Source organism: Mycobacterium sp. TH-M82 (genome assembly GCF_057473605.1).
In genome coordinates, this window is record NZ_JBYCKY010000892.1 from 1 (window position 1) to 12102 (window position 12102).

General features: G+C 66.8%; 7 protein-coding genes. 6 read left to right on the forward strand and 1 reads right to left on the reverse strand.

Annotation, left to right across the window (positions count from 1 at the left end):
* Positions 1 to 2583, reverse strand: a 2583-nt coding sequence (locus tag AC2VON_RS25990) for a type I polyketide synthase (RefSeq protein ID WP_486955385.1), incomplete at its 3' end; no start/stop codon positions are given.
* 375 nt (positions 2584 to 2958) lie between these two features.
* Here AC2VON_RS25990 and AC2VON_RS25995 point away from each other — a divergent pair.
* From AC2VON_RS25995 to AC2VON_RS26020, 6 genes are all read left to right on the forward strand, one after another.
* Positions 2959 to 4380 (forward strand): condensation domain-containing protein, encoded by a 1422-nt coding sequence (locus AC2VON_RS25995; protein WP_486955386.1) that lies wholly within the window; start codon positions 2959 to 2961, stop codon positions 4378 to 4380.
* A gap of 109 nt (positions 4381 to 4489) precedes the next feature.
* The gene (locus tag AC2VON_RS26000; RefSeq protein ID WP_486955387.1) at positions 4490 to 7480 is read left to right on the forward strand and encodes an MMPL/RND family transporter; all 2991 of its coding nucleotides are present in this window, start codon (positions 4490 to 4492) and stop codon (positions 7478 to 7480) included.
* Positions 7481 to 7520: 40 nt separating this feature from the next.
* Positions 7521 to 8648, forward strand: a complete 1128-nt coding sequence (gene pe, locus AC2VON_RS26005; protein ID WP_486955388.1) for an acyltransferase PE — start codon at positions 7521 to 7523, stop codon at positions 8646 to 8648.
* Positions 8649 to 8705: 57 nt separating this feature from the next.
* A complete protein-coding gene (locus AC2VON_RS26010) occupies positions 8706 to 10448 on the forward strand; it encodes an AMP-binding protein (protein WP_486955389.1) in 1743 nt (580 codons plus the stop codon).
* A 90-nt stretch (positions 10449 to 10538) separates the two neighbouring features.
* Complete coding sequence (locus AC2VON_RS26015; protein ID WP_486955390.1) at positions 10539 to 11597, forward strand: NAD(P)H-dependent amine dehydrogenase family protein; 1059 nt, start codon at positions 10539 to 10541, stop codon at positions 11595 to 11597.
* 159 nt (positions 11598 to 11756) lie between these two features.
* Positions 11757 to 12102 (forward strand): MmpS family transport accessory protein (locus tag AC2VON_RS26020; RefSeq protein WP_486955391.1); only part of this gene is annotated, 346 nt, incomplete at its 3' end.

Consider the following 12102-nt stretch of genomic DNA (forward strand, 5'->3'; position numbering starts at 1 on the left):
GTGGCCGGCGACGTAGGCGTTGGCGAGGGCTTCGGTGATCTGGCGGTGGTCGGCGGTGTTCTTACGCAACGACGCGATCGCCCGCGGCGCGGTGGCCGGGTCGGGCCAGGCGCGCAGCGCCGAGGCGGTGAGCACCGGCTGCGGGCCGATCTCGAGCAACACCGCACAACTCAGATCGGCCAGGGTGCGCACGCTCTTAGCGAACTCCACCGGCTGACGGGCATGGCGCCGCCAGTAGGCGCCGTCCAGCTTCGCGCTGCGCCCCAGGGCCCCACCGGTGCGGTTGCACACCAAAGTCCGTTGCGGCGAACGGTATTCGAACCGGTTCGCGAACGCCTCGAACTCCTCGAGGATCGGGTCCAGCAGCGCCGAATGAAACGCGTGGCTGGTGTCGAGCCAGTCGCAGCGCACCCCGTCGTCCTCCAGGCCCTCCAACGCGCGCTGCAGCTCCTCCGCCGGACCCGACAACACAGTGTTGGCGCCGTTGTAGGCGGCCACCGACAGGCTCGGGAACTCGTCGGTCAGGCTCTCCACCCGCTCGGGAGCGGCGAAGATCGCGACCATCCGGCCGCCGGCGGGCAGGCTGCCGAACAGCCGGCCCCGCTCAGCCATCAACAACGCCCCGTCCTGCAGGCTGAACACCCCCGCCACACACGCCGCCGAATACTGGCCCACGCTGTGGCCCAGCACCACGTCAGGCTCAAACCCCCACGACTGCCACAGCCGGGCCAGGCCCATCTCCACCGCGAACAACGCCGGCTGCGCGTAGCTGGTCAGCCGCAGGGTGTCTTCATGCTCCGGATCGAAAATGACGTCCAGCAACGGCTTGTCGAGCACACCGGCAATAGCCTCCGCGCACCGGGTCATCGTCTCGGCGAACACCGGCTCGGTCTCGAACAGCTCTTTGGCCATCCCGGTGTACTGGCTGCCCTGACCGGTGAACAACCACGCCGTCTTCGGCTTTTCGACGCAATCCCCGCGGACCAGGCCCGGTGCCGGGCGGTCGTCGGCCAGCGCACCGAGGGCCTCGCGCGCGGATTCCGTCGAATTGACCAGCAGCGCGGCGCGGTGCTCGAAATGGGAACGCCCCGCCCCGGCGGTGAAGCAGACATCGGCCAACGAGGCGTCCGGGTACTCGGCCAGCCAGCCGCGGTAGTCCTGCGCGAGCTGCACCAGGGCCTCCGGGCTGCGCGCCGACAGCGGCAACAGACAAAAGCGTCGGTCGTCGGACGGCGCCGGCGCCGCAGCCACCTGGGCTACCGCGGCGGGCGCCTCTTCGAGGATGACGTGGGAGTTGGTGCCCGAGAACCCGAACGAACTGACCCCGGCGATACGCGGCCGCCCGCCGCGCACCCACGCGGTGGCCTCCTCGACGACCCGCACCGGCAGCCGGTCCCAGGGGATGTGCGGCGACGGCGTCTGAAAGTGCAGATGCTTGGGCAACACCTCATGCTCGAGCGCCAGGATGACCTTGATCACGCCCGCGATCCCCGCGGCCGCCTCCAGGTGCCCGATATTGGTCTTCACCGACCCGATCAGCAGCGGCCGCTCGGCCTCACGCCCCGCCCCGAACGCCGCGCCGGCGGCCTGCACCTCGATCGGATCACCCAGCGACGTCCCGGTCCCGTGCGCCTCCAGATAGCCCACATCACCGGGGGCCACACCCGCGCTGCGCAGCGCCTCGGCGATCACCCGCTGCTGCGCCACACCGTTGGGCACCGTCAGACCGCCCGACGCGCCGTCCTGATTGATCGCACTGCCCCGGATCACCGCCCGGATCCGGTCCCCGTCGCGGATCGCGTCCGCCAGACGCTTGACGACGATGACGCCGCAGCCCTCGCCGCGCACGTAGCCGTCGGCGGCCGCGTCGAACGTCTTGCACCTGCCGTCCGGCGCCAGCATGTGCGCATGCGAGAAGGTGATCATCGTGGCGGGGGTGAGCAGCGCGTTCGCGCCGCCGACCAGGGCGAGATCACACTCGCCCATCAGCAGTGCCTGGCACGCCTGGTGGATCGCCACCAGCGACGAGCTGCACGCCGTGTCGACGGCCACCGCCGGACCCCGCAGCCCCAGCCGATGGCTGATCCGGCCCGCGCCCGCGGCGGCCGACGTCCCGGTGGCCATGTAGGCCTCGATCTCGGGGTAAGACAGTTCGCCGGCGGCCATCCCCAGGTAGTCGTGGGTGGCCAAGCCGACGAAGACGCCGGTGTCGGAGTCCGCCAGGGCCGATGGTGCGATACCCGCGTGTTCCACCGCGCGCCAGGCCGTCTCCATCAGCAGCCGATGCTGGGGGTCCAGCAACCTGACCTCGCGCGCCGACATCCCGAAGAACGGGGCGTCGAAGCCCGTCACGTCATCGACGAATCCCGCCCGGCGGGTCACGATCTTGCCGGGTGCGTCGGGATCCGGGTCGTAAAACTCGTTGACGTCCCAGCGGTCGGCGGGGACCTCCGATGTCGCGTCCCGGCCTTCGTCCAGCACCTGCCAGAACTCGTCGACGTCCGCGGCACCCGGAAATCGCGCAGCGAAGCCGACGATCGCAAACCCCGACGTCGGCTCCATCGGAAATTCGGCAGATATCATCGGATTATCCTCCCTGTTTCGCCCGGAGGATTTGTTGCCCCCGCGCGCCCGCGCTGCGGCGTCGGCGCCGTCGTTGATCCGCGCCGCAGGCACTGGGGCTGCTTACCGCATCGCCCAGGACCACGCCTGGCGGAACTACCCCATTGTGCGACCGTTCGCGACCGTCGTGGGGAACTTACACGTGTCGGGCACCCGTGCACAGCCGAATCACGTCCGGCGCCAAGTTTTGCCGATACTGGTGTCTGGTGACCCCGCACCGCGCGTGAAGCGTCGGACGTCTCCGCGCGCGCCGCCGCCGCAGCGCGCCGGGAGAGTTATCTTGGTGTCGCCACCGACGGGGCGGGATTGCAGCCATCGCGACTGAGGAGAAGCAGAGTGCGCATCGGGAGGATCACCATCGGGTCACTCGGTGATTGGACGCCGACCCCGGGATCGGTGATGTCCTGGCACCCGACGGCCGCGGCTGCCGCAAAGGCCCGTCACGCACCGACCGGTTCCGCGCCCGTCAGCTACATGCAGGGCCAGCATTTGCGTAATTACCACAAACGGACGGCGGCAGGCCTGGGCTTCTCGCGGCAGATCATCGGCACCTGCGACGTGCCCGGCCGGTGCGACATCGATGCCATGAATCGCGCGCTCAACACCTACCTGCGTCGGCATGACACGTTCCGCAGTTGGTTCGACCACACCGGTGACGGAGAGTTCGTACGGCACACCCTGCGCGACCCGGCCGACATCGAGTTCGTGCCCATCGACCACGGGACGATGTCGGTTGCCGAAATACGCGCCCACATCGTGGCCCTACCGAACCCGCTCGAGTGGGGCTGCTGGATCTTCGGGATTGTGCAAAGCGAAGACCATTTCACCTTCTTTGCCGCCATGGATCACGTCCACGGGGACGCAACGTTGATCGGCACGACGATGCTCGAGGCCAACGGGATGTATACGGCGCTGAGCGGAGGCGGCGAGCCCTTGTCGCTTCCCGATGCCGGCAGTTTTGACGAGTTCTGCGCCCGCGAGCGCCGGTACACGTCCGCGCTGACCGCGGATTCGCCCCAGGTGCGCGCGTGGATCGACTTTGCCGAGAACAACAACGGCGGCTTTCCGGAATTTCCCCTTCCGCTGGGCGATCCATCGAAGCCCAGCGGAAGTGACATGATTTCGGGATTCCTGATGGGCGCGGCGCAGACGGAGCGGTTCGAGTCGGCCTGCGCAGCGATCGGGGCGCGCTTCATCGGCGGCCTGTTCGCTTGCTTCGCCCTGGTGGAGCACGAATTCACGGGTGCCCTCACCTACTACGGCCTCACCCCCCGGGACACTCGCAAGACCACGGACAACTTCATGACGCAGGGGTGGTTCACCGGCTTGGTTCCGATTACCGTGCCGATAGCCGCGGCCTCTTTCGGCGAGGCCGCGTGGGCAGCGCAATCTTCTTTCGATTCGAGCCTGAACCTGGCGAGGGTGCCGTACTATCGCGTTTTGGAATTAGCGCCATGGTTGAGCTGGCCGCAGCCGAATTTTCCGGTGTCGAACTTCCTGCACGGGGGCGCGGCGCCACTCAACGCCGTGCTCGCAGCGGCCGACCTGGGCTACGCGAACAACATTGGAATCTACTCTGACGGCCGGTATTCATACCAACTGACCATCTACGTTTTTCGGTATGGGGAGGGCACCGCGATGGCAATCATGTTTCCCGACAATCCGATCGCCCAGAAATCAGTCACCCGGTACATGGACGCGATGAAGTCGGTGTGCGGGCGGGTCGCTGACAGCGGCCATTGGGGACGCGTTGCGTAGCGGGTGGCGTCGTTCTCGCTCGTGACGCCCATTTCTGCGATCCGATTCGGGAGCCGGCGGCCGCCGCCGGCGGGCGCAGCCAACCGCGCCGACCGGCGATGAGGGTGACATGCGACGGCTAGCCGACGTCGTGGTGCGATGGCCCTGGGCGGTGATCGGGCTCTGGGTCCTGGTCGCGGTCGCCGTGCCGCTGGCACTCCCGTCCCTGGGCGAGATGGCCCAAAAGCATCCGCTGACCATTCTGCCCAGCGATGCGCCGTCGAGCGTCACCGCCAAGAAGATGACCGCGGCGTTTCACGAATCGGGCTCCGAGGACCTGCTTTTGGTCGTCCTGACCGACGACAAGGGGCTCGGCCCCGCCGACGAAGCCACCTATCGCAAACTGGTGGACACGCTGCGCCGGGATCCGCGGGACGTCGTGATGTTGCAGGATTTCCTCAGCACGCCGCCCCTGCGACCGGTCGTCACCAGCAAAGACCACAAAGCCTGGGTGCTGCCGGTCGGTGTGGCGGGAGAACTGGGCACTCCGCGGTCCTATGACGCTTTTCAACGTATCGGCGACATCGTCGAGCGCATCGTGTCCGGCACATCCCTGACGGCCCACCTCACCGGCCCCGCGGCAACCGTCGCCGACCTCACGGTCGCGGGTGATCGGGATCGGCTTCCCATCGAGCTGGCCATCGCGGTTCTGGTGCTCCTCGTCCTCCTCGTGGTCTACCGCAGCGCGGTCACCATGTTGCTGCCGTTGATCACGATCGGCTTGTCCCTGGTGATCGCCCAGGCTTTGGTGGCGGGCTACTCGCTGGTGACCGGCTCGGGTGTCTCAAACCAGTCCATCGTGTTTCTCAGCGCGATCATGGCGGGCGCCGGAACCGACTACGCGGTTTTTCTCATCAGCCGCTATCACGACTACCTGCGTTCGGGGTTGGATTCCGACCACGCGGTCACCAGGGCAATGATCTCGGTCGGGAAGGTGGTCACGGCGTCCGCGAGCACCGTGGGAATCACTTTCCTCCTCATCAGCTTCGCGCGGATGGGGGTGTTCAAGACGGTCGGGTTCTCGGCGGCGATCGGGATCGGCGTGGCATACCTGGCCGCGATGACGTTGCTGCCGGCCATCGTGGTGATTGCCGGCCCACGCGGCTGGGTCAAGCCGCGACGCGAACTGGCCGCACCGTTCTGGCGGCGTTCCGGCGTCCGCATCGTCCGTCGGCCGGTCCTGCATCTGGTCGCCAGCCTCCTGGTATTGGCGATCCTGGCCGGCTGCGCAGCCTTCGTTCACTACAACTACGACGATCGCAAGGCCCTGCAGTCCTCGGCTCCCAGCTCCCTCGGATATGCCGCACTAGATCGGCACTTTCCCGTCAACGAGTCGATCCCGGAGTACATTTTGGTCCAGTCGCCGCACGACCTTCGCACGCCGCGGGCGCTCGCCGACCTGGAGCAGATGGCGCACCGGGTCAGCCAGCTGCCGAATGTGGCCGCGGTCAGCGGCGTCACCCGTCCCACCGGGAAGGTGCCGGAGCAGTTCCGGGCCACCTATCAGGCGGGTGCCATCGGCACACTTCTGGCCAGCGGGTCCACCCTGATCAACGACCACACCGGCGACCTGAACAGCCTGGTTGAAGGAGCCGGCACGCTGGCCGACAACCTCAGCCACGTGCGCGGCCAGGTCGACCAGCTCGCTGCCGGCGTGCGCGAGCTCGAGAACGCCTTCGCGGCGGCCAAGAACCAGTACAGCGGCGATACGCTGGTCAAAGAGGTCGACATCGCGGCCCAGCTCGTCGACCACGTCAACTCGCTCAGCAACGCCATGGGCTGGAACTTCTCGGCCGCCGAGAACATGTTCGGCTGGATCGGCCCGGTGCTGGCGGCGCTGCGGGGCAACCCGGTCTGCGATCTCAACGCGTCGTGCAGCGATACCCGCGCGACGTTGGAGCGACTGACCGGTGGGCGCGACCAGGCAGACCTCGACGCGATCAACGACCTGTCCCACCAACTGCAGGAGTATCCGGACAAACGGGCCCTCAAGGCCTCCACCGACCGCCTGCGCCATGCGCTGGCGAAGCTCGCCGGGGTGCTGAAGTCGATGGGGATGGACCAACCCGGCGGCTTGCAGGCAAACCTGAACAGCCTGCAAGGCGGCGCCGATCGCTTCGCCGGCGGCAGCCGCCGGGTGGCCGACGCGGTGGCGCAACTCGTCGACCAGGTCAAACGGCTGGGCGCCGGGCTCAGCGAATCGGCGGAGTTCTTGTTGTCGCTGAAAAACAACGCGGCACAACCGGCGATGGCCGGGTTCAACATCCCGTCGCAGCTGCTGCATCTGCAGGAATTCCAGAACGCCGCCAAGGTGTTCGTCTCGCCGGACGGCCACACGGTGCGGTACGTGCTGCAAACCAAGCTGAACCCGTTCAGCAACGAGGCCATGGACCAGGTGAACACGATCAGCGCGACGGCTCGGGGCGCTCAGCCGAATACCGCTTTGGCCGACGCCACACTTTCGATGGCGGGGTTCACCGTCGGTCTGAAAGACACGCGCGACTACTACGAGCACGACATCCGGTTCATCATCGCGGTGACCCTGATGGTGGTGCTGCTGACCTTGGCCGTGTTGCTGCGCGCGATTGTGGCGCCGCTGTATCTGGTTGCTTCCGTGGTCGTTTCGTACTTGTCGGCAGTGGGTGTGGGCGTGCTGGTGTTTCAGTTCCTGCTCGGCCAGGATTTGTATTGGAGCGTGCCGCCGCTGGCGTTCGTGGTGCTGGTCTCGGTGGGTGCCGACTACAACATGCTGCTGGTCTCGCGGATGCGCGACGGATCGCCGCGCAGCATGCGGTACGGCATCATCCGCACCCTGAGTTCGACGGGCGGTGTGATCACTGCGGCGGGTCTGATCTTCGCCGCGTCGATGGGCGGTCTGTTGTTCTCCAGCATCGGCACCGTGGTTCAGGGCGGCTTCGTGATGGGTGTGGGAATCCTGCTCGACACTTTCCTGGTTCGCACCGTCACGGTTCCCGCCCTGGCCGCTTTGGTTGGTCCGGCGAACTGGTGGCCGTCACGGTCCGGCACGCCGGGGCGCGGCCGGGTCAACGCTCGGTCGTGATGTGTGTGACACTGGATGGTCAATGGGGTCAGGGGTTGGGATGAGGAAACTGGTCGCAGGAGTCGCCGCGCTGGCAACTGTCGGCTTCACGACATGTTTCGGTGTCCACACCGCAGCGGCGGATGACACGCCCGTTTCGGGGCCGCCGACTCCGGGGGCACCCGGCGACCAGACCGCGTTCGCCCTCGGGGGCGCTCACGTTCTGGGCATCCCCTACGACGAGTACATCCGCCAGGAGGGTGCCCAGTGGTTCCCCGGCCAGCAGCGCGAAATCGTTCCCTACCCTGCGGGCCAGGTCCAGGGCCACGTGCTGGAGCGGCTGTTCCCGGGCATCGGCCGGCTCGGTGAGAACTTCCCCGGCCTCGGCCTGGACGGACCCAGCGTCGGCGAATCGGTCGACGTCGGAATAGACAACCTGGTTGCGGAGCTGAAGTCCGGCCGGCCCGGCACCGCGATCGGCCTATCCGAGGGCGGGTTCGTGGTCGACGGCGCGCAGGCCCGGCTCGCCGACGACCCCGCCGCTCCCCCGCCCGACACCTTGAACTTCGCCACCTTTGGTGACCCGATCGGCCGGCACGCCTTCGGGCAGAGCTTCCTGCGCGCCGTGTTCGGAGTCGGCAGCGTCGTTCCGGCACTCGACTACACGATGCCGCCCCCGTACGAAAGCCAGTACGACACTGACAGGTTCGTGGCCGCATACGACTCGATCGCAGATTTCCCCGACCGGCCGGACAACATGTTCGCCCTCGCCAACACCCTCATGGGCCTGGCCACGGGTCACACCGCGGTGGCGTTCACGAACCCGAGCATGGTGCCGCCGGGCAACATCAGGACCACGATCAACTCCAGGGGCGCCAGGGACACGACGATCATGGTCCCACAGAAGCACCTGCCGCTGGTCATGCCGTTGAAATACATCGGCGTCGAGGAGGACACGCTCGACAAGCTCGACGCGATCCTGATTCCCCGGGTGAACGCGGGATATTCGCGCAACGACGACCCGTCGACCGCACCCGTTCAGGTTGACCCCGTGCACGGCTTCGACCCCGCGGAGGTCACCGCGCCATCGAATCAGGCGACATTCGGCGGCGGTGCCGACCCGTTTTCGCAGATCCTCGCCGGCGCTCTGTCGGTGTTGTCCCACGGCGCAGGACAAGTCGACCACTGAACTCGATGCGACGCGGTGGACGGCTCGTGACGGACGTGATGTGAGGCCATGACGTCGATGTCTTCTCAGCCCCGATCCTCGATCCTTTCGATGCTGCATGGACGCGCCATCCTGCGGCCCGATGAGACAGCTTTCACCTTCACCGATTACGACCACGACTGGGCGGGTGTTCCGGAGAGCCTCACGTGGTCGCGGCTTTCCCGGCGGACGTTGAACCTGGCGCGCGAGCTCGAGCCGCACGGTTCGGTCGGGGACCGGGCGGTGATCCTTTCACCCCAGTCACTCGACTACATCGTGGCGTTCCTGGGATCAATTCAGGCGGGAAGGATCGCGGTCCCGCTGCCGCTCCCGAACCGCGGCGCGAGTGACGAGCGCGTCAGCGCAGTCCTCGGTGATACGTCGCCCGCAGTTGTTCTCACGACGTCCGCCGTCGCCGAGGACATCGCCGAATACGTTCACCGAGCGCGCCTGGATCCGAAGATCATCGAAATCGATGCGATGAATCTGGACGTTGACGTCGAAACACGCTCTCAGAAAACGGAATTACCCAGCATCGCCTATCTGCAGTACAGCTCGGGTTCGACCCGGCTTCCCACCGGGGCCATGATCTCGCACCGCAACCTCCAGGTGAATTTCGAGCAGCTGATGCGCGGCTTCTTCGCCGAATTCCACGTCGAAGTCCCGTCGACCACCACCTTCGTGTCCTGGCTGCCTTTTCACCACGACCTCGGTTTGATGATGGGAGTCTGCGCACCCATCCTGGGCGGGTACCGAGGCGAGCTGACGAGTCCGATCTCATTCCTGGAAAGACCGGCCAGGTGGATTGAGTCGTTGGCCGGGAATCCTCATGCTTTCTCGGCGGCACCCAACTTCGCTTTCGATTTGGCGGCCCGCAAGACGACCGACAGCGACCTGACCGGGCTCGACCTCGGCGGGGTGCTGGGCATCATCAACGGTGCCGAACGTGTCGAGCCCGCCACCGTGCGACGTTTCGTCGAGCGTTTCGCCCACGTCAATTTCCGGGACGCCATGGTGCGTCCCGGGTACGGCCTGGCCGAAGCAACCGTCTTCGCGGCAGCCGGCATCTGGAGCGAGTCATCGAGCGCGGTATACGTCGATGCCGACGAGTTGTCCGCCGGCCGTGTACGGCAGTGCGCGGCCGGGAAGGGCACGGCGCTGGTCACCTACAAGGTGCCGCGGTCACCTTCGCTGCGGATCGTCGACGGCGACGCCGGCCGCGAGTGCCCCCCCGATGTGGTGGGTGAGATCTGGGTGCACGGCCCCAACGTCGCCGAGGGCTACTGGCGCAAGCCCCCCGAGGAGCAGCGCTGCTTCGGAGCCAAGCTCGCCAGCCCCTCACCCGGCACGCCGAACGGCCCCTGGCTGAGAACCGGAGACCTGGGTTTCATCTTTGCCGGTGAGCTGTTCGTCGTCGGACGCATCAAGGATTTGCTGGTCATCCGAGGACGCAATCACTACCCCGAGGACATCGAGGCGACGGTGCAGAAAATCACGGGAGGCCGGGTCGCGGCGATCTCGGTTCCGGTGAACGGCACCGAGGAGCTGGTCATCGTCGTCGAACTCAAGAAGCGAGGCGACTCCGACGACGAGGGGCGGCGCTGGTTCGCCGGCCTCAAGAGCGACGTCACCGCCGCGGTTTCCCATGGGCACGGGGTGAATGTCGGGGATCTCGTGCTGGTGTCGCCCAAGTCGATTCCGACCACGACGAGCGGCAAGATTCGGCGTGCCGCCTGCCTCGAGCAATACCGATCAGACGGCTTCGTCCGACTGGACGCCTGAGAAGGCCCCGGCCGGCCAGCACGCCCGGCTCGCGTTCCCGCGAGCCGGGGTGCACATAATGACTTCGATCGCACCGGCAAAGGAGCCCCGATGAGCACGACGAGCACGGACCGTCCCTTACGCGTCATCCAGTGGACGACGGGCAACATCGGCCGCCGCTCGTTGCACGCCATCATCGGCCGACCCGACATGGAGCTGGTCGGGGTGTATGCCCACGGCGCGGACAAGGTGGGCATCGACGCCGCCGAGCTTTCCGGCTGGCCCGAACCGACCGGCGTGCGCGCGACCAACGACATCGACCAGCTGCTAACCCTGAATGCCGACGCTTGCTGCTACAACCCGTTATGGCCCAGCGTCGACGAATTGGTGCGACTGCTGGAATCGGGTGTCAACGTCTGCACCAGCGCGGCGTGGATCACCGGTGCCAAGCAGACCCCGCCGGATCGGAAGCGCATCCTCGACGCGTGCGAACGGGGGCGGTCGACGATCTTCGGCAGCGGCGCCCACCCCGGGATGACGAACATGGTCGGCATGGTGCTGTCGGCCTCCTGCGAGCGGGTCGACGAGATCCGGATCACCGAGTCGGTGGATTGCTCGACCTACGAATCGGCGGAAACGCAGACGGCGATGGGCTTCTCTCAGGATCCCGAAACCCCGGGACTGGCTGAACACGTGCGGCGCGAGAGTGAAGTCTTCGCCGAATCGGCGGCGATGATGGCCGACGCAATCGGCGCGAAGCTGGACAAGATGACCTTCGACGTCAGGTTCACCGCGGCCACCGGAGACTCCGATCTGGGATTCATGACGATTCCGGCGGGAACGGTCGCCGGGGTCTACGGATACCACCGGGGCTGGGATGGCGACCGCAACATCGTCAGCGTCGGCTTCAACTGGACGATGGGCAACCACGTCGCGCCGCCCAAACCCCTGGAGCACGGGCACGTCATCCAGGTGTTCGGGCGCCCCAACATGCGCACCGTGCTGCGCTGCCTGCCGCCGAAGGACTGGACCGAGCCCGGGTTCATGGGCCTGGGGATGATCTACACCGCGATGCCGGTGACCAACGCGGTGCCGGCGGTGGTGGCGGCGCGCCCTGGCATCGTGACGCTCGCGGACCTGCCGCCGGTCACCGGCCGAGTGGCGCGCTGACCCTATGCCGTTCGCCACACCAAACAGGCCCGGAGGAACGATTGCGTGCTCTACAGTTTACAATATTTAGCTGAGCAAATATTGTGGCTCGTCGGAGATATCGAGCCTTCCGTTCGGCCGGACGACGGGGCCTTGCAGCGGTGAGTGAAAGGCGGTGACATGAGAGCGGTTTCCATCGGCGGGTACCTCAAACGGGCGTGGATCCCCCTCGTGCTGGTGGTCGTCCTGAGCGTCTCGGGACTGGTGGTGTCGCGGCTGCACAGGATTTTCGGTTCGCAGGACCTCAACGCCGGCGCCGGCGCGGGCATCGAGATCGTGCAGTTCAACCCCAAGGTCGTCACCTACGAGATCACCGGACCGTCCGGGTCGACCGCCAACATCAACTACTGGGACGCCGACGCCAACACGCACCAGGTCAACGGGGCGCCGTTGCCGTGGTCGTACACCCTGTCCACGACCCTGCCCGCGGTCAGCGCCAACATCATGGCCCAGACTGACGCCGACC